Raw genomic sequence first — 18,500 nt, 5'->3', positions numbered from 1 at the left:
GTCAGAACATGCGATTTCACTGGCGTGGTCGCAAGCATCCATTCATTGCATCGCGGCCCTGCGCGTTAGACGTCGCCACCAGAACCGCTGAGTCCGTCCAGCGGACTTCATACTGCCGACGCACCGCGTCCCAGCACATGCGCATAGATCTGCTTGGTTGTCACGTCCTTGTGGCCGAGCAGCTCCTGCACCGTGCGAATATCGTGGCCGGCCTCCAGCAAGTGTGTTGCGAACGAATGCCGCAGCGTGTGGCAGGTTGCAGGCTTGGCAATGCCAGCCTGGCGCCGTGCCGATTGCACCGCACGCTGCAGGACTTCTTCCGATACGTGATGCCGACCAACGCGGCCACTGCGCGGATCCACAGAGCGACGCGCGGCGAGGAAAAGATACTGCCATCCGGGCTCGACATTGGCATTGGGATACTTGCGCGCCAGTGCATGTGGCAGGAATACCCGCCCTGCGCCCTCGGCGAGATCAGCGGCGTGCAATAGCAACGCCCGTTCGCGCTGCTGCATCAATTCTCCACGCAGACTGTGCGGCGGCGGCACCCGCCGATCCTTGCCCCCTTTACCATCGCGCACCACAATCTCGCCGCGAACCACGTCCACGTCCTTGATCCGCAAGCGCAGGCATTCCAGCAGCCGCATCCCGCTGCCGTACAGCAGCCCCGCCATCAGCCGGCAAGACCCCTCCAGCATCGTCAGCAAGCGCGCGACCTCCTCCGCCGAGAGCACCACGGGAATGCGCCGCGGTCGCTTGGCGCGCACCAGATTCTCCATCCAGGGCAACTCCACGCCCAGAACCTCGCGATACAGGAACAGCAGCGCCGCCAGCGCCTGATTCTGCGTGCCGGCCGACACCTGACCCCGCGTCGCCAGGTCGGTGAGAAACGCCTCGACCTCTACTTGCCCCATCTGTCCTGGATGCCGTTTGCCATTGGCCAGAATGAAGCGCCGGATCCAGCCCACATACGCCTGCTCAGTCCGCAGGCTGTAATGGCGAAGCCGCAGCCGACCACGGACCTGATCCAACAGCTTGGGGGTCAGGCGCGTCATTGCGCCTGCAGCTTCACGGGTGTAACTCATACGCCTGCTCAAACGTCGGATAACGCCCCCAGCATCGATGCCGAGACTGTCGGTTGCCATTCGGCAAGTCATTGCTGCGGAATAGGAATTCCCCTTCCTAGTTATCCGGGCTTAGTCGATACTTGGCGCAACACCGCTTTTAGGCGGTCCAATAGTAGTTAGCCCCCCCCCCCCGAAATGACAGAGTCAATGCAGCCAAGGCGGCCAAGCTACAAACCCGGGATGGTGTACGCGGTTCCGCTTGTAGATGGATCTTTTGGGCTCGCACAGGCGGGCAGTCCGATGTTTCCAAACGTAATCTATGTGGCACTTTTCTTGGATCTTTTCTTAGCACTTCCTACTGAGATTCCCAGGCTCGATGCCTCGCGAGTGATCTCACTCACCGCCACTTGGCGCAAGAACCTCAATAGAGGCGAGTGGATTCCCTTAGGCATATCTGAGCCAACACTTGACCTGCTCAAGCACCCGACACAGGCTCTTGCTGGAGTTGGTTACCTGGGCGCAAAACACTACGATGCGGGTCTCCTCTCAGAATTCTTATCGACCTGTCATGGCCTTCTGCCGTGGAATGTCATGTATGACCCCGCCTACTATGAAAAGCTGCTGTTATCCAGATGCGCGCGCCCTGAGAAAGTTGTGGTGCTCGGTGAGGGGGAGCGAACGGCTTATCGACACGAGGTGCTCGGTGTCGGGGGCTAACAATTCATTCAAGCCGAACCCGCTTCGCGGCTCGGCTAAATTTAGGTGTTAGGCCTCATGGAAAGCCTCTGCAGATCTCTTATTGCTGCGTTCGTCTTTTTGGAGCTTTCCGGGGATGATGTCGTTGATCCTGACTCGGCGATTTCAGCTGCGGAAGGGATAGCAGCTGAACTACAAGGCGCATCGTTAGAGGAGAGGACAGCTTTTGTTCGGGTATGCGAACAGGAGGCGGCAACATCGCGCGACCAGCGTTTCGCGCATTTTGTTGCAGGTCTTCCCTACAGCACAGGCCTGATAGATGATGAGGCCAAACAATTCATTCAAGCCGACGTCGCTTCGTAACTCGGCTTAGCCCAAGCGTTAGGCACGCCAATGAAGCACCTTTGTCGACTCCCCGCAATTCAATGCCAGCTAAAACTAGAGGTCTGCGGTTGATGTTGATCACGGAACTCAGCGGGCGTTAGTCCGCCCAGGCTGTCGTGCGGGATCTGTTGGTTGTAGTCGGCAAGCCAGTGTTCGGTCTGTTCGCGGACCTCGCTCAGCGTGCGGAAGAGATGCATGTCCAGCACGCCGCGCCTGTAGCTGCCGTTGAAGCGTTCGATAAAACCGTTCTGCATCGGACGCCCCGGTTCAATGAAGTCCAAGGCGATGCCCTTACGCTCGGCCCACTCGGACAAGGCCAGCGCGACAAATTCCGGCCCGTTGTCCAAACGTAGCTTGTTCGGATAGCCGCGCCAAGCTGCGATGCGTTCCAACGTGCGGATGACGCGGGCGGCCGGAAGATTCAGGTCCACTTCGATCGCCAAGGCTTCCCGACTGAAATCGTCGATGACATTGAACGTGCGAAAACGCCGACCGTCCCATAACGCATCGGACATGAAGTCGATCGACCATCCAGCATTGGGGCGATCACCGCAGGCCAGCGGCTGTGGATGACGCGTCGGTACCCGGCGCCTGCTGCGACGACGTTGATTGAGCTTCATCAGGCAATACACGCGCCAGACCCTCTTGTGGTTCCACACATGTCCGCGACGGCGGATGATTTGAAAAAGTTTTCCAAATCCACGCTCAGGAAAACGCTCGGCCAACTCGGACAACAGCGCGATAACCTCATCATCCCGATCGGGACGACGCTGATAGCGCATCGTCGAGCGCGCCACGCCAACCACCGAACAGGCCCGGCGCTCGCTCCAGCCATGCTGCTCGATGAGCCAGGCCAGAAGCGGGCGCTTGTGCGCCGGGTCTACAGTTTTTTTGCGATGACATCCTTCAATGCATGGTTTTCCATCGCCAGCTCGGCGTACATGCGTTTGAGCTTGTTGTGCTCGGTCTCCAGGTCGCGAAGGCGCTGCACATCAGCGGCCTCCATGCCGCCGTACTTGGATTTCCAGACGTAGTACGTCGCATCGGAAATCCCTAGCTCACGACACACATCCTTGACTTGGCGGCCACCCTCGACCTGCTTCAGCGTGGCGACGATCTGGCTATCGGTGAACTTGCTCTTGCGCATTGGTGGTCTCCTTGATGGCTAGTGTGCCCGGAGACCTCTAGTTATGGCTGGATCAAGTTTACGGGGAGTCGACACCTTGACCTGATCGGAACGGCGTTGAAAAGCGATGTTCTCAGTGATCTGTTTGAAACCTACGAGATCGATGTCGTATACCGATACGACCGCATCCACGAGAACCAACCAGATCAGTACGTCGCTGAAGTTCCGCAGCTTGGCCTGGAGTTCTTGTTCGATTCACAGCAGAGGCTATCAACCCTCTTCATAGAAGATACCGAGATCAATGGGTTCAATCCGTTCGAGGGTGACCCGGTAGGCCTACCCAGGTTTGGCTCGAAGGGCGATGCCATCACACATGCAAAGCGAAACGCAATTGAGCTTTCAGAGGGTCGCGCCAACTTCCTCGGAATCATTCGAGATTGGGTTCGGTTTGAGCACGAGAAATACTCAGTTCACTACGAATTCGTTGACTCAAAGCTGGAAAAGATTACGGTGCAGGCGCGCCATGCCTAACCCTTCCATCGAGAGGACCCGCCCCGGTAAGCCGGCTCGGGCTTCTCATGTCAAACATTCGGCCGTGGTGGAGCGAGCCAATTGGTGCGTCCGACTTCGGTCGGTTCGCTGGCATGCAAGCTTTCGGCTCAGAGCGGTAGTCATCACCGGCGTGGGTTGCGGCAAGTGTGGGGCCTCGTACTCGTCCGTTGTTACCGTACTTCGCTCATTGCGCTTAGCCTCTTTGGCATCCCGCGCCGCAGAGTCGCTTGGCCAGCCCCATCCCGCAAGCTGTGGCACACTGGGTCGAGGGGGCAGTGCTGGGGATCATGGTTGCACAATCCAGCCTTGGCAGCCACTCACTGCCTAACAACTCATTCGAGCCAAGGTCGCCTAGCAACTCAGCTGAATGCAGGCGTTGGGCCGACACGCAACATCCTCGGGATATGCAGATGAAAACGTCCGATTCACTCGTAAGGATTCTTGCACCTGCCAGTAAAGTCTGGAGGGCGTTGACCGTGCCTGAGCTAGTCAAGCAATGGCAATATGGCTCTGATCTGCTGACCACGTGGGAAGTGGGCACCCCTATCATTTTTCGGAACGAGTGGAACGGGCAAGTGTTTGAACAGAAAGGCACGGTTCTTGAGTTCTTGCCGGAGTCGCGCCTCAAGTACTCACTCTTCTTCCCGCGTCCCGATCTGCAAGACATTCCAGAGCACTATTTCTTCATGACCTATGAGCTGACCGAAAGTGAGGGAAGCAGCTCTATGCTTGTGCGTCAGGAAGACCCTCGCCCTTCCCCGCCAAATAAGTCGTCAGGCGAAGATGCTGGGCCTGACGTATTTTCGTACTTGAAAGAACTTGTCGAAAGCAAAATGCCTTGATGGTAGTTTTTCCTAAAAATTCATCAAGGCCGATGTTGTTTCGCAACCTTGATTAACTGAGGCGTTGGGTGATGAGCAGATGCAAATGCATCAAAGACTCTTTAGGAGAACTATCAACTTTTTGCACCGCCCCCATGCCGCTCCGTTTCGACCGATGGCCGTACTGGTCGCTTAGAGATCTATTGCGGCTCGACACCGACTGGACTCTTGAGGCTCTTGATGAGTTCGATAACTCCACCGTCTGTGATGACCTATTCGCAACGGACCAGATCGCACGCGACGAGGCGTTGCGCACCATTCGGGATGAGGGCATTGACTCCCTCATAGGTCCACCCAGCGGTATGGATGAAAGGGTAGGCCGCCTAATGGCTCATTCATGCCGATGCCGCGTCGTGGCGCGGCCTAACCCAGGTACTGGATCCCGCAATGCCAATCTCTGAGTTCGACCTAGTTCGCGTTATCGCAAACATCCCCGACGCTCGGATAGACCATGACTTCAGCCAAAGGTCTCCCCAGATCGGTGACCTTGGAGCGGTCGTTCTGATGCATGCGGCTAAGCCAGGCGGTGAGGCCGCTTTCGCCGTCGAGTGTGTCGGCTCGGAGGGCCACACCATCTGGCTAGCGGATATATTTACGTCAGAGTTAGAGCAGGCTCCAGCTACTTCGGCTGGCGTCTAGAAATTCATTCAACCCACGCCCGCATCGCGCGCGGCTTAATTCAAGCGTTAGGCGCTTCATGAGTCATACGACGGCTTGGGGTTATCTCCACGACGTCTCCCTGGATCGAGCCGAGGGAACTGTGCCTGGCGATCTGGCTCTCTCCATCTCAATCCCTTACCTGCGCAGGGCTTTCCAGCCTGAGGGCGATGGGTTCGTGCTTCTGCTGAGAGGCTGCACCCTGTTTCAGCTCGAAGATCATGATGGCACGGTGCTTGCAGATCCACGCGAAATCGCTGAGCGCTCACCTGAGCTGCTCTCGATCGTGAGTGAGGAACCTCTGACCATATACACAACGCTATGCACGCTCACACTTGCCTATCGGGCACTGGAGCTCGCGCTCGACACCGGCCAGCCACTGGCAACTGCGTCCCTCGATCAGGCAAGCTCCACTTATTGGCAGGCGTGGTCCGAACGGCACGGCGGAACTGCCTAACACTTCGTACAAGCCGGCGCTGCCCCCAATGTGGCTCAACTCAGGGTTAGTTTCATGCCAAAATTCTGCAGCGAGTGTGGCTCGGAGCTGAGAGAGATTGGCGACTTTCGCCCTCACTGGTTCAGCGTGTACGAATGCGAGAGCGGTGCACCTCTACACGACTTCATCCGGATCGCAGACTCAAAGCATGTCTTTCCTCTGCTTCAGCTCAGCCTCGGAGTCAAGGAGCGGCTTGTCGGTGCAGAACAATCACTGGTAACGCTGGCCGCCTCACGAATCCAGACGATCGATCACAGGACCGTGTCCATTGTTCAGTTCGAGCATACGCTCTTGGGCTGCTACAAGAAGCCAAGTCCCTTCGGCGCATCGCCGTAGATCCTAACCATGCGCTCATACAAATCTGCGTGGAGTAAACTGCCCGCTCGGTCACCACCCAGACCGCGCAGCCCGCTTAGCTTAGGCGTAGGTCATCCGGCATGAGCCAACCATCGGCCACGATCAAAGAAAAAGTCCTGCACGGGATGGCCGCAGCCATCGCCAACAATGATTGGCAGGCCACATACGATCTCGTTTGCCATGCTCAAAGCATTCCGGATCAGGAACAGAGGGCTGAGGTTTTCAACAGGCTGTTGGTGATGCCCGGCCATGAGCTCCATCAAAAGATCACGCGCGAAATCCAGTTGCTTCGTCGCCCATCCAGCGTTACGTACATTCGACAGGTGCTTGCGAACGGGTTTCAGATGTTCGAGTACACGTGTTCTGAGCCAGGCGTCATCGCGAAATGGTTTAGCCATGCGCTCGCTGATATCGATACACCCGAGTCCATTGCGGTCATTGAAGAGTTTGCGAGATGCAGTGACCCGGAAATCGCGGAAGAAATGACCTACCGCTTGAGGCGCATCAATGCCTGAAACCTACGCCAAGGTGTCCTCGAACGTCCGCCGGCAGAGGGAGCCACGGTGCATTTAGACAGAAAGCAGCGAGGCGTGGTCCTCGGTATGGCATCTGGCCTTTTTGCTTCTCTACTCGTTGTGTTCCTGCTATCACGAGCGTTCTTGCGCTGGGACACACCAGAGCGGGCAGTTATCAGCTTGCTGTTGCCGGCCACGGGGATGTTTGTCGCTATCGCACGCATGGCCAAACATCGCTTCGTTACGCCTGCAGACATTGACGGCAGCGCGATGAGTGATGGCACCATTCGTGCTAAAACGTTGCAATCTTTGCTTCAAAATACGACAGAGCAGCTAGCGTTTGCGCTGCCGGTCTACGTCGCCGCCCTCATGAACCCGCACCGCGGCATCCAAGCCGCAGTTCCGGCATGCCCTTGTGCGTTCTTGCTTGGAAGGCTGACGTTTTTTGCGACCTACAGTGGCGGTGCTGGCGCCAGAGCGCTGGGGTTCGCACTGACCTTCTATCCCACTGTGCTCCTGCTCATCTGGCAACTCGTGCTGCTTGCAGTTAGTGTTGCCGTCTAACAATTCATTGAGGCATTGGGCCGCATGCAGACGTTTCTAGAACCTGTCGGCTCCGAGGTCCAATGGCATGAAGGCGCAGACGTTACCGAGATCATCAGCACCAGCTCTGGCCTGCGCATTGTTGTAGCGGCGCCGGCGGGAGTCGACCGCCACCTTGAGATCCACTTTCCTTTCGTTCGGGCATTCCAGGTGATGGACGAGGGGGACATGCTTGAGTACTGGGAAAGCCCGCTCACTACAGGCCACGTCCTCTACAAGGTCATTTCCGGCGGCTGGCGGGATCGCACCGCAGGTCACTTCCTGCACGTCACCGCATCGTTAGACTCGATGCAAGAGTGGCTCATAGTCTCCGAGTGCCTCTGTGTGTCTGTGCTCTCAGCGTATGTGCCGCATCTGCGCGAGTTCGGCGATGCGTCGTAACCATCATTCAAGCCGAACCCGCTTTGCGGCTCGGCGTACCTCAAGCGTCAGGCCGTATGACCAGCTGCCCCATGCTCACTTCAACTGCAAGAGATTGATGTGGCCCCGTGCTTCGACTGCGGGCATGTGCCTGGCGAGCTAGACGAGTGCATTCGCGGAGAGCACGAGTACCACGCCTTTGAAATTTGGGGCCAAGAGATTGTCCTCTGCGACTTCTGTGATGCAGATTTTGGGTCGTACTTTCCGGATTACTGGGGCCTGCCGGAGGGGCCACTGCCAGATTACCCGCTGCATCTTGTTCGCAAGGTTGAGCGCCCCGGCATCGGACGGGACCTATACTGCGCCAACTGCAATCACCGCCTGGAGTTTCTACTGTTCCGGTCGCGTGTGGCGGCGCAGAATGCGGCCTAACAACTCTTTCAAGCCAAGCCCGTCTCGCGGGCAGGCGGCAGCGTAATTCAAGCGCTGGCGCTCTTCAGGAATCGGTGCATGGATCAGTCACAAGCAGAGGCAATCGCGCAGGCCATACTTCAGCCGGATCTGGAAGCACGAGAAAAGATTCGTCGCAGGCGTGCCGCGAAAGATCGGGCCTTGGCGGGCCGTCGGATGGTTGCCTGGTTCTCGCTTTCCGGCTTCGTCATCGGTGCCGGTGTGGCACACCTTACTGGCTATCGCTTCACCGATGGCATCATTTGGGGTGGCATCGCTGGCGGCGGGGTTGGCTGGGCTGCACTGACGCTGTGTCGTGGCCGGCTGGCGCCCTGACACTTCATTCCATCCGACAGTACTTCACAGCGCGGCCTGACTCACGCGTCAGACCGCACATGAGAGAGATGCAAGCAGGGACACCACGAGTGCCTTCTGCAGTCACGGCCGACCGCCCAGCCGATGCGCACGCGGGAGCGCCGCTGCACCACCTCAGCGCATTGGCTTGAATCGCGGTGACGCAGCACTGCGCCTATGCCATCGCTTCGTCGGGATCCAACGCCACTGCTGCCTGCTGCGCGCGATCGAATCGCTCGCGCGCGGCGCGGATGCTGCCGTGGTTTTCGCCCGCCCACGTGAGCAGTTGCGAGACCGGGCCGAGGAGTGAAATTCCCAGCTTGGAGAGCGCGTATTCCACGCTCGGCGGCTTGGTGGCGTAGACCTTGCGGGTGATCATGCCGTTGCGCTCAAGATTGCGCAGCGTCTGGGTCAGCATGCGCTTGGAGATGTCCGGCACGGCGCGCTGGATGGCACTGAAGCGGGATGGGCCGGGGATCAGCGTCAGCAGGATCAGCAGGGTCCACTTGTCGCCGATCTGGTCGAGTACATCGCGCACCGGGCACTTGGTGGCGTCGAAGGGTCCTTCCAGGGACGGCGGCAGCGGGAACAGGGCAATCGCATTCACGTGGGGTATCTCACGGTAACCAGGGGGAGCGAAACTGCCTCCTTGCGGAGGCCGGGGCGGGGCTGACACTATGCGGGCGACCAATGAGGTCTAGATAGTAGACCAAATCTTTTATGCAAACCTAACGGAGCCCGTCATGACATCTACATCCCCCCTGATTCTTGTCACCGGCGCCAGCGGGCAGTTGGGTGCGCTGGTTGTCCAAGCGCTGCTTGGCCATCTGCCTGCCAACCGCATCGTAGCAACGGCGAGGGATACCGCGTCACTTGCCGAGTTCGCAAAACGCGACATCGCGGTACGTCAGGCCGACTATGCGAACCCGCAAAGCCTGGACACCGCCTTCGCCGGCGTGGGCCGCGTGTTGCTGGTCTCGTCCAATGCGGTCGGCCAGCGCGTGCCGCAACACCGCAACGTGATCGAGGCTGCAAAGCGCGCCGGGGTGGAGCTGCTGGCGTATACGAGCATCCTGCATGCCGATACCAGCACGCTGTCGCTGGCCGCCGAGCATGTGGCCACCGAGGCGCTGCTGCGCGAGAGCGGCGTGCCGCACGCGTTGTTGCGCAATGGCTGGTACACCGAGAACTACACCGGCTCGATCGCCGCAGAAGTCGCCCACGGCGCGGTGATCGGCAGTGCGGGCGACGGCAAAATCAGCGCCGCCACGCGCGCCGACTATGCCGCGGCGGCGGCTGCAGTACTGGCTTCGGACGCCCCACAGGCCGGCCAGGTGTACGAGCTGGCAGGCGATGCCGCTTTCACGATGGCCGAGTACGCCGCCGAGGTGGCGCAGCAGTCGGGCAAGCCGGTGGCCTATCACGACCTGCCGGAAGCCGATTACGCGGCAGCGCTGGTGCAGATCGGCCTGCCGGCCGGCTTTGCGCAGGTGCTGGCGCAGTGCTCGGCCGCCTCGCGCGACGGCGCCCTGTTCGATGAGAGCCAGACGCTGGGCCGGTTGATCGGCCGCCCCACCACGCCGTTGCGCGACGCGGTGGCGGCGGCACTCGCGGCGCGCTGAGTCACGGCGCGACCACTGCGCTGCCCAGCCGTTCGGCACGCAGTGGTTCGCGCAGCGTTGAGCAAGTGCGACGTGACCCCTTGGAACCCGGCGAACTTCGTGGCGCTTCACCGCATGCAACCAGCGGCGATGGCCGGCTGGTCGGCGTGGCTGCGTGTGTCGGGATGATCTCCAGTGCGTTGGACCAGTGGCACTGGTTCAGGCGATCGGGTGTGGCGCTGCTCTGAACGGCCGATCAGCAGCCGTGCGCGTCTCGGTTGGTCAACGCGTGGCGCGGTGAGCGCGCCGATGCGGCACTGGGTCGCTGCCAGCGCTGGAGACCTGCACAGCCTGGCGCTGCGCGACATATCCCCCCGCGCAGCAGACGGCCGCGTGACCGGGCCGATGTCGCTGCCGATGACACGTGCCTGCGGCTACCCAATGGTGGCGCAAACGCTGCGCACGCTGGCGAATCCAGCAGGTCTCATGCCGCGCAGCCATCGGCGATGGGCCACGTCGAAAGCTTGGACGGCCCGTGCGCAATCTCCGCCATGCCCACGACCGCACCTTCCGAATCCAGTTCTGTACGAGCGTCTGCACCCCATCGCGCGCAGCTGGGCCCGCCTCACGTTGGTCGCATAACTGCCATCGCCCCGACACGACCGTGACACAAGGGCCACGGCAGCGAGGTCCGCCAGTGTCACCAAACTGACATCAAATCTAAATATAACTGCTGCCATTGCCGCTACGTCAGGACGACCGGCGCCTGGCAGGCGCTTCCACGCCGTGCAGCCGCCTTCTTGGCAGCACCGGATCGACGCAGCCGCCGACCCGTTTCCCTTGCACGAGCCGGACCAATGAAAAAACGCAATTTCGCCACTGTTCTGTGCGCCCTCAGCGCGACCGCCAGCGGCAGCACGCTGGCCGCCGAGCTGGAGCTGTACGTCGACCGCAAGACCAAGCAGATCTTCGCCGAGCCGGCGCCAGGGCGCGACAAGCTGGGCACCTTCGTGCAGGTGGACGAAAACGGCAAGCTGCCGGCGTCGGCAATGCCGGCAAGGCCTGCGCAACCGCTCCCGCCCGCGCCGGGCGCCGCCACGCCCGCCGACACTGCCGTTGCCCAGGCCGCGCCTGCGCCGGCGCCGGCTGCAACGCCAGCGCCGGCCAAGTCCGGCGACGCCGGCAAGAAGTGGTACGACAAACTGAGCCTGCGCGGCTACACGCAGATCCGCTACAACCAGGGCATCGGCGGCGATGCGCAGGACCTGCGCGCGCCGGGCGACCGCTTTATCGGCAACGACCAGAGCCTGGGCATCCGCCGTGCGCGCCTGGTGCTGAGCGGCGATCTCAACGAGCACGTGTCGCTGTATTTCCAGCCGGATTTCGCCAGCACGCCCACCGGCTCCGCCACCTCCAACTTTGCGCAGCTGCGCGATGCCTACGCCGATATCTTCTTCGACAAGAAGCGCGAATACCGCGTGCGTGTGGGTCAGTCGAAAATGCCGTACGGCTGGGAAAATCTGCAGTCCAGCCAGAACCGGCTCTCGCTGGATCGTGCCGATGCACTCAACTCCGGCCTGCGCGACGAACGCGATATCGGTGCGGTGTTTTATTACAGCCCCACCGTGGCCAAGGGCCGCTTCCAGGACCTGGTCAAGTCGGGATTGAAGGGGTCCGGCGATTACGGCGTAATCGGTGCCGGTGTGTACAACGGCCAGGGCGCCAACCGCGCCGAGCGCAACGACAGCATGCACGCGGTGGTGCACGCCACCTACCCGTTCAAGTTCGCCAACGGCCAGTACCTGGAAGTGGGCGCCGACGCCTACGCCGGCCGCTTCGTGCCGACTGCGGCGGCAGTGAATATCGGCGGCCGCAGCTTTACCCCGGCCATCACCGAGCCCAATGGCTATACCGACCAGCGCGTGGCCGCGCACATCATCTACTACCCGCAGCCGTTCGGCCTGCAGGCGGAGTGGACGGTGGGCCGTGGCCCGGAACTGGATGTGGCCCAACGCCGCATCCGCACCCGCTCGTTGAGCGGCGGCTACGTGCAGGCCATGTTCAAGCACGACTTCACCTACGGCACCTTGCTGCCCTACCTGAAATGGCAGACCTACCGCGGCGGCTCCAAGTTCGACACCAATGCCCCGCGCATGCGTCTGGACGAAGTGGAAGCCGGTGTCGAATGGCAGCCGATGGATGCGCTGGAACTGGTGTTCGCCTATTCGAAGATGAAGCGCACCGACGTCAGCACCGCGCCGTATCCGGTAGTGGAAGGCGATTTGCTGCGCCTGCAGTTGCAGGTCAATTACTGAGCAAGGTCGGCAGCGCCGGTCATGGCCGCTGTGGCGGTCATGGCCGGCGCATTCGTGTGCGGCTGCGCGCGTTCGCGCCGGGATCTGCATGCACGCAGGTGCCTGCGCGATGCTGCCAGCCCCGCGCGTGGTGACGCGCTCACTGGAACGCAGATGCACATCAAGGCCACGGTGGAGCGGCTTCCTGGCGGGATGATGCTGGTCCCCCTGTTGCTCGGGGCGGTTTGCCACACGCTCTGGCCGCAGGCCGGCAGCACCTTGGGATCTTTCAGCAACGGGCTGATCAGCGGCACCGTTCCGATCCTGGCGGTGTGGTTTTTCTGCATGGGGGCAACCATCCAGCTGCGCGCCTCCGGACGGGTGCTGCGCCGTTCGGGCAGCTTGGTGCTGACCAAGATCGCAGTGGCCTGGCTGGTGGCAGTCCTGTGCGCACCGCTGCTTCCCATCGGCGGCGTGCCGAGCGGGCCGCTGGCCGGGCTGTCGGTCCTGGCGCTGGTGGCTGCGATGGACATGACCAACGGCGGGCTGTACGCCGCGTTGATGCAGCAATACGGCAGCAGCGAAGACGCAGGGGCGGTGGTGCTGATGTCGCTGGAATCGGGCCCGCTGATCTCCATGCTGATCCTGGGTGCCAGCGGCCTGGCCAGCTTCGACCCACTGCTGTTCGTCGGTGCGGTGCTGCCGCTGTTGCTAGGCTTTGCGCTCGGCAACCTCGATGCGCAATTGCGGCAGTTCTTCGCGCAGGCGACCACGACGCTGGTGCCCTTCTTCGGCTTCGCGCTCGGCAACACGCTGGATCTGTCCACCATCGCCCACACCGGCGCAAGCGGGGTCCTGCTGGGCGTGGCAGTCATCGTGATCACCGGGCTACCCCTGCTGCTGGCCGACCGTTGGATCGGCGGCGGCAACGGCACGGCCGGGGTGGCGGCCTCCAGCACCGCCGGTGCCGCCGTGGCCACTCCGGCGCTGATCGCCGGCATGGCACCGCAGTTCGCACCCGCCGCGCCGGCCGCGACGGCGCTGGTGGCCAGCGCGGTCATCGTCACCTCGTTGCTGGTGCCGTTGCTGACGGCCTTGTATGCACGCCGTGGGGTTGCACGCAGCGGCTGAGAGCCGGGCCGGCGTCATGCGGCCTGCGATGGGATGCGTGGCTATGCGCGTTGCGCCATGCATGGCGCCGGCGCGATCAAGCGCCGGCGACGCCCGTGCGCAGCCGCTGGCGATGATATGGACGATGTGCACGACCGGCATCTGCCGCGTTTGCGCGCACCCCGGGCCCGCCCGACGGCACGGGGCACACTGCTGTGGCAATGGGACTAGGAGCGGCTGACAAAACGTAGCGAGCAGCCGTGAGGTGGGCGCGGACGGCGTGCTCAGAACCGCAATGTACAAGCGGTACATGAGAATTCCGAGCACCGGCCGCGCCCGCCTGACGGCTGCGTAGGAGTGTTGTTAGTTGCCCTAAGCCGACAGCTCGTCACGCACGATCTGCGCGCCTGCACTGAGCGCACCGAGTTTGCCGCGCGCCACGTGCCGGGCGAGCGGCGCCATGCCGCAGTTGGTGGAGGGATAGAGCTTGTCGGCATCGACGAAGCGCAGCGCCTTTCGCAGCGTCTCGGCCACTTCCTGCGGTGTTTCGATGGTGGTGCTTGCCACGTCGATGGCACCGACCATCACCTTCTTGCCGCGAACGAGTTCGATCAGATCGATCGGCACGTGCGAGTTGTGGCATTCCAGCGAAATGATGTCGAGCGAGGATGTTTGCAGCTTGGGAAACGACTCTTCGTACTGGCGCCACTCCGAGCCCAGCGTCTGCTTCCAGTCGGTATTGGCCTTGATCCCGTAGCCATAGCAGATGTGGACGGCGGTCTCGCACTTCAGCCCTTCCACCGCGCGCTCCAGGGTGGCAACGCCCCAGTCGTTGACCTCGTCGAAGAAGACATTGAAGGCCGGTTCGTCGAACTGGATGATGTCCACGCCGGCCGCTTCGAGTTCCCTGGCTTCCTGATTGAGGATCTTGGCAAACTCCCACGCCAGTTTTTCGCGGCTTTTGTAGTGCGCATCGAAGAGGGTGTCGATCATCGTCATCGGGCCAGGCAGCGCCCACTTGATCGGCTGGCGGGTCTGCTGGCGCAGGAACCTGGCGTCGTCCACGAACACCGACTTTGGGCGGCTGACCGCGCCGACGACGGTCGGCACGCTGGCGTCGTAGCGGTCGCGAATCCTGACCGTCTGCCGCTTTTCGAAATCGACACCGCTGAGATGTTCGATAAACGTGGTGACAAAATGCTGACGGGTCTGTTCGCCGTCGCTGACGATATCGATGCCGGCGTGCTGCTGTTCCTGCAGCGACAAACGCAGCGCGTCCTGCTTGCCTTCGATCAATTCGGCGCCCTGCAATTTCCAGGGCGACCAGAGCGTTTCGGGCTGGGCAAGCCAGGACGGCTTGGGCAGGCTACCGGCGGTTGAGGTGGGAAGCAGCTTTGTCATGATGAGCAATGGGATGGGTTCTGGTTGATTAGGAAGCGTGGCTGGATGCCCACTGCGCAAGAAGGTTGCCGTAGGGCCGGATGAAGTGCTCTTCGGTGAACTTTCCCTGCGTCACGGCGAGCTGGCTGCGCTCTTGGCGGTCGTAGACGATCTGGGTGGACGAATAGTCCTGATGCTTCAGGCTCGGCCGATAGGTCGGCCCTGCTGCAGCGTTGGCGTTGTAGATCTCTGGCCGGTAGATCTTCTGGAACGTTTCCATCGTGGCGATGGTGCCGATCAGCTCCAGGTTGGTGTAGTCGCCGAGCAGGTCGCCGAAGAAGTAGAACGCCAAGGGCGCAACGCTGTTGGGCGGCATGAAATAGCGCACCTGCAGGCCCATCTTTTCGAAATACTGGTCGGTCAACGAAAACGCGTCCTGGCGGTATTCGATGCCCAGGATGGGGTGCCGGTTTCCGGTGCGGTGATAGGTTCTGCTGGTGGAGACGCTGATGCAGATGACCGGCGGCTTCCGGAAGTGCGCGCAATATGCGGGCGAATGCACGAAGTGCTTGAACAGCTTGCCGTGCAGCTCGCCAAAATCGTCCGGGACGTTGAAGCCGGACGCATCCTGATTGTGCGCGGGCAGCAGCACGCTGAAATCGTAGTCGCGCACGTAGGAGGAGAAATTATTGCCGGCAATGCCGTCGATACGCGCGCCGGTGTGGCGATCGACGATGGTGGGCTTCAATATCTCGATCAACGGAAACGCATCGTCCAGCGCGCGTTCGCCGATGTGCATTTCGACGGAGATGATGTCCAGCTCCACCGCGTAACGGTCGCGGTCGGGGTTATCCCAGTGCGCCAGCTCGTTGCAGCGGTTGTCGATCATCGCCAGCGTGTTACGCAGGTTTTCCTGACGTCGCTGACCCCTGGCCAGGTTGGCGAAATTGGTCGTGTTGCGCGTCGTGGCCGAGGGACGGTAGTCCTCATCGAAGCGCAGGCTCTTGATGGTGAAATTCAATGCGTGAGTCATTGCGAACCGATGCCTTGTTTCTAAGATGGGAACGCGCGCATGCGCTGCGTAACGGGTCATGCCGGCGGCATGCAGGCCGGGAAGTGGATCAGCGCGCGCTTGCCGACCGATCCGGTTCCCTGGCTACCGCGAGCTGGGCCCTCAGGCCGCAGCCACGCCCGGCGCGGCGATCGACCGTGCATGCCCGGTCAGCTCGATCAACGGCAATGCCCGCTGCACCGCCAGCCTGGCCCGTTCGGCCAGCGCGTCGTTGTGCACGCGGTAGTCCAGAAAGTCGCGGTCGGTTGCGTAAACGCCCAGCGGCAGGGTGCGTGCCTGGAAGAAGCTGAAAAGCGGACGTAGCTGATGGTCGATCACCAACGCATGGCGGTCGCTGCCCCCGGTTGCGGCGAGCAGCACGGGCGTGTCGATCAAGGCGTCCTGATCGATGAAATCGAAGAAATGCTTGAACAGTCCGGTGAAGGAGCCGCGGTAGACCGGTGTTGCCACCACCAGCACGTCGGCCTGCTCCACCAGGCAGAGCGCCTGCTCCACCGTGTCGGGCACTTGGGTACGCCAGAGCGCGCCCGCGAAGTGCGGCGCCAACGCTCCAAGTTCGACCAAATGGCGCTCGCACGGCACCTGATCGGCGATTAACTCCAGCAGGTGTTCTGCCAGGGCGACGGCCTTGGAGGGGCGTTGCATCCCGCCGGAGACCGCAACGACGCGCAGTGGGTGTTTGACAGTCATGCTGGGCAACCTTACGCAGTGGGGACGTCGTGCAGTGCGCCAGGACGCTTGCGGCCCGACCCATCGGCCGCGCCTTGGTCCGAACCCGTTCGCACGGCAGCGGCTGAACGACGAGTCCCGATGTTAGGGCTCGCATTCGATGAAGTAAAATGGTGTTATTTCAACAATCCATGAATTCGGATCATTGAATGCTTGAGCGCATCCATCTCACCATCGTCCAGCAGGTCGAGCAGCAAGGCTCGCTGACTGCCGCCGCAGGCGTGCTGAATCTGACCCAGTCGGCGCTGAGCCACAGCATGAAGAAGCTGGAACAGCAGCTGGGCACCGACATCTGGTTGCGCGAGGGGCGCAGCCTGCGCCTGACCCAGGCCGGCCAGTACCTGCTGGCGGTGGCGAACCGGGTGCTGCCGCAACTGGATCTGGCCGAAGAGCGGCTGGGGCAGTTTGCCCAGGGCGAGCGCGGTGCGCTACGCATCGGCATGGAATGCCATCCCTGCTACCAGTGGCTGCTCAAGCTGGTGGCGCCGTATCTGGCCACCTGGCCGGATGTGGATGTGGATGTGAAGCAGAAGTTCCAGTTCGGCGGCATCGGCGCGTTGTTCGGCTACGAGATCGATCTGCTGGTCACGCCCGACCCGCTGTTCAAGCCAGGGCTCAGGTTCGAGCCGGTGTTCGACTACGAGCAGGTACTGGTCGTGGCCAAGCGCCATGCGCTGGCGTCGGCGGCCTACGTCAAGCCACAGCAGCTCACACGCGAAGTGCTGATCAGCTACCCGGTGGATCTTGAGCGCCTGGATATCTACAGCCAGTTCCTGTTGCCGGCCGGCGTCACGCCGCGGCGCCACAAGGCCATCGAAACCACCGACATCATGATGCAGATGGTGGCCAGCGGCCGCGGCGTGGCCGCCATGCCGCGCTGGCTGGTGGAGGAATACGCGGCCAGGATGGACGTGGTGCCGGTGCGGCTGGGTGCGCGCGGCATCCCCAAGCAGATCTATCTGGGCGCGCGCGAGGCGGACATCGCGATCGATTACCTGCGCGCCTTCATCGAACTGGCGCGCGCGCCCGCCAATGCCACTGCCTACACGCAAGGACCCCACTGATGGATTCCACTGCCCAACGCATGCCACTTCCGCTGCCTGATGGCCATACCAAGGTCTTGCTGCATTCGTGCTGCGCGCCGTGCTCTGGCGAGGTCATGGAGGCGATGTTGGCCTCCGGCATCGACTACACCATCTTTTTCTACAACCCCAACATTCATCCGCGCAAGGAATACGAGTTGCGCAAGGATGAGAACGTGCGTTTTGCCGAACAGTTCGGCGTGCCCTTCATCGATGCCGACTACGATCGGGACAACTGGTTCGAGCGGGCGCGCGGGATGGAAAACGAACCTGAGCGCGGCGTGCGTTGCACCATGTGCTTTGACATGCGCTTCGAACGCACCGCGCTGTATGCCCACGAGCACGGCTTTCCGGTGATCACCAGTTCGCTGGGCATCTCGCGCTGGAAAAACATGCAGCAGATCAACGACTGCGGCATTCGCGCCGCGTCCAGGTATCCCGGCTTGATGTATTGGGAGTACAACTGGCGCAAGGGCGGTGGCGCCTCGCGCATGATTCAGATCAGCAAGCGCGAGAACTTCTATCAACAGGAATACTGCGGCTGCGTCTATTCCCTGCGCGACACCAATCGGCATCGTGTGGACAGCGGCCGCAAGCGCATTCAACTCGGTGTGAAGTTCTACGGCGATGACGCGCCGGAAGACTGAGCCTTTCGCCAGTCCAGCGGAGACCACATGGGGATTTTGGCTCCTTTCCGCTGGATCAGTGCGTCGTGGCGATGCCACCCAATCATC

General features: G+C 61.6%; 20 protein-coding genes and 1 other RNA gene. 14 read left to right on the top strand and 7 right to left on the bottom strand.

The features are described 5' to 3' along the window. Positions 1 to 107 precede the first annotated feature (107 nt). Positions 108 to 1,055, bottom strand: a complete 948-nt coding sequence (locus HLH45_RS06445) for an integron integrase (RefSeq protein ID WP_008577987.1) — start codon at positions 1,053 to 1,055, stop codon at positions 108 to 110. 786 nt (positions 1,056 to 1,841) lie between these two features. On the opposite strand from HLH45_RS06445, the gene HLH45_RS06440 reads away from it, so the two are divergent. Then, complete coding sequence (locus HLH45_RS06440; protein WP_033479477.1) at positions 1,842 to 2,126, top strand: hypothetical protein; 285 nt, start codon at positions 1,842 to 1,844, stop codon at positions 2,124 to 2,126. Positions 2,127 to 2,185: 59 nt separating this feature from the next. Here the strand turns inward: HLH45_RS06440 and HLH45_RS06435 are convergent. Further along, positions 2,186 to 3,294 (bottom strand): IS3-like element ISXca2 family transposase gene (locus tag HLH45_RS06435; RefSeq protein ID WP_087944180.1). Its coding sequence is split into 2 segments (ribosomal slippage): positions 2,186 to 3,042 and positions 3,042 to 3,294, totalling 1,110 coding nucleotides; the frame shifts between segments, so codons are not numbered across the junction. 96 nt (positions 3,295 to 3,390) lie between these two features. Between HLH45_RS06435 and HLH45_RS06430 the strand changes: the two genes are divergently transcribed. From HLH45_RS06430 to HLH45_RS06395, 8 genes are all read left to right on the top strand, one after another. Beyond that, positions 3,391 to 3,804: a hypothetical protein gene (locus HLH45_RS06430; RefSeq protein ID WP_033479069.1), complete on the top strand. Its 414-nt coding sequence runs from the start codon at positions 3,391 to 3,393 to the stop codon at positions 3,802 to 3,804. Positions 3,805 to 4,235: 431 nt separating this feature from the next. Beyond that, a complete protein-coding gene (locus HLH45_RS06425) occupies positions 4,236 to 4,667 on the top strand; it encodes an SRPBCC family protein (RefSeq protein ID WP_033479073.1) in 432 nt (143 codons plus the stop codon). 736 nt (positions 4,668 to 5,403) lie between these two features. Beyond that, complete coding sequence (locus HLH45_RS06420) at positions 5,404 to 5,820, top strand: hypothetical protein (RefSeq protein WP_008576194.1); 417 nt, start codon at positions 5,404 to 5,406, stop codon at positions 5,818 to 5,820. Between the two features lie 30 nt (positions 5,821 to 5,850). Next, positions 5,851 to 6,195: a hypothetical protein gene (locus tag HLH45_RS06415; RefSeq protein ID WP_033479067.1), complete on the top strand. Its 345-nt coding sequence runs from the start codon at positions 5,851 to 5,853 to the stop codon at positions 6,193 to 6,195. Between the two features lie 101 nt (positions 6,196 to 6,296). Further along, a complete protein-coding gene (locus HLH45_RS06410; protein WP_008576190.1) occupies positions 6,297 to 6,731 on the top strand; it encodes a hypothetical protein in 435 nt (144 codons plus the stop codon). A 201-nt stretch (positions 6,732 to 6,932) separates the two neighbouring features. Then, the gene (locus HLH45_RS06405) at positions 6,933 to 7,295 is read left to right on the top strand and encodes an MAPEG family protein (RefSeq protein ID WP_033479071.1); all 363 of its coding nucleotides are present in this window, start codon (positions 6,933 to 6,935) and stop codon (positions 7,293 to 7,295) included. Between the two features lie 24 nt (positions 7,296 to 7,319). After that, the gene (locus tag HLH45_RS06400; RefSeq protein WP_008576186.1) at positions 7,320 to 7,715 is read left to right on the top strand and encodes a hypothetical protein; all 396 of its coding nucleotides are present in this window, start codon (positions 7,320 to 7,322) and stop codon (positions 7,713 to 7,715) included. Between the two features lie 489 nt (positions 7,716 to 8,204). Beyond that, a complete protein-coding gene (locus HLH45_RS06395) occupies positions 8,205 to 8,480 on the top strand; it encodes a hypothetical protein (protein ID WP_008576184.1) in 276 nt (91 codons plus the stop codon). 193 nt (positions 8,481 to 8,673) lie between these two features. On the opposite strand, the gene HLH45_RS06390 is transcribed toward HLH45_RS06395, so the two are convergent. Continuing rightward, positions 8,674 to 9,105, bottom strand: a complete 432-nt coding sequence (locus tag HLH45_RS06390) for a winged helix-turn-helix transcriptional regulator (protein WP_008576183.1) — start codon at positions 9,103 to 9,105, stop codon at positions 8,674 to 8,676. Positions 9,106 to 9,241: 136 nt separating this feature from the next. On the opposite strand from HLH45_RS06390, the gene HLH45_RS06385 reads away from it, so the two are divergent. From HLH45_RS06385 to kdgT, 3 genes are all read left to right on the top strand, one after another. Continuing rightward, a complete protein-coding gene (locus tag HLH45_RS06385) occupies positions 9,242 to 10,120 on the top strand; it encodes an SDR family oxidoreductase (protein ID WP_008576182.1) in 879 nt (292 codons plus the stop codon). Between the two features lie 836 nt (positions 10,121 to 10,956). Further along, a complete protein-coding gene (locus HLH45_RS06380) occupies positions 10,957 to 12,414 on the top strand; it encodes an OprO/OprP family phosphate-selective porin (RefSeq protein WP_046931958.1) in 1,458 nt (485 codons plus the stop codon). Between the two features lie 153 nt (positions 12,415 to 12,567). Continuing rightward, on the top strand, positions 12,568 to 13,524 hold the full coding sequence (gene kdgT / locus HLH45_RS06375) for a 2-keto-3-deoxygluconate transporter (protein WP_033478904.1): 957 nt from the start codon (positions 12,568 to 12,570) through the stop codon (positions 13,522 to 13,524). 214 nt (positions 13,525 to 13,738) lie between these two features. Here kdgT and HLH45_RS06370 read toward each other — a convergent pair. From HLH45_RS06370 to msuE, 4 genes are all read right to left on the bottom strand, one after another. Further along, positions 13,739 to 13,815, bottom strand: a non-coding RNA gene (locus HLH45_RS06370) — sX9 sRNA. A 60-nt stretch (positions 13,816 to 13,875) separates the two neighbouring features. Beyond that, on the bottom strand, positions 13,876 to 14,904 hold the full coding sequence (locus HLH45_RS06365) for a methionine synthase (protein ID WP_033478903.1): 1,029 nt from the start codon (positions 14,902 to 14,904) through the stop codon (positions 13,876 to 13,878). Between the two features lie 28 nt (positions 14,905 to 14,932). Then, positions 14,933 to 15,916, bottom strand: a complete 984-nt coding sequence (locus tag HLH45_RS06360; RefSeq protein ID WP_008574901.1) for a DUF1852 domain-containing protein — start codon at positions 15,914 to 15,916, stop codon at positions 14,933 to 14,935. Positions 15,917 to 16,057: 141 nt separating this feature from the next. Continuing rightward, the gene (gene msuE / locus HLH45_RS06355; RefSeq protein WP_008574899.1) at positions 16,058 to 16,645 is read right to left on the bottom strand and encodes an FMN reductase; all 588 of its coding nucleotides are present in this window, start codon (positions 16,643 to 16,645) and stop codon (positions 16,058 to 16,060) included. Positions 16,646 to 16,833: 188 nt separating this feature from the next. Between msuE and HLH45_RS06350 the strand changes: the two genes are divergently transcribed. Then, positions 16,834 to 17,748 (top strand): LysR family transcriptional regulator, encoded by a 915-nt coding sequence (locus HLH45_RS06350; RefSeq protein WP_008574897.1) that lies wholly within the window; start codon positions 16,834 to 16,836, stop codon positions 17,746 to 17,748. Beyond that, on the top strand, positions 17,748 to 18,413 hold the full coding sequence (locus HLH45_RS06345; RefSeq protein WP_011346036.1) for an epoxyqueuosine reductase QueH: 666 nt from the start codon (positions 17,748 to 17,750) through the stop codon (positions 18,411 to 18,413). The genes HLH45_RS06350 and HLH45_RS06345 overlap by 1 nt, the downstream gene beginning before the upstream one ends. Positions 18,414 to 18,500 lie beyond the last annotated feature (87 nt).

The sequence above is a fragment of the Xanthomonas euvesicatoria genome, from assembly GCF_013112235.1.
Taxonomy (GTDB): Bacteria; Pseudomonadota; Gammaproteobacteria; order Xanthomonadales; family Xanthomonadaceae; genus Xanthomonas; species Xanthomonas euvesicatoria.
Note: the sequence above shows the minus strand (reverse complement) of the source record. Positions and strands in the feature narration are given on the sequence as shown.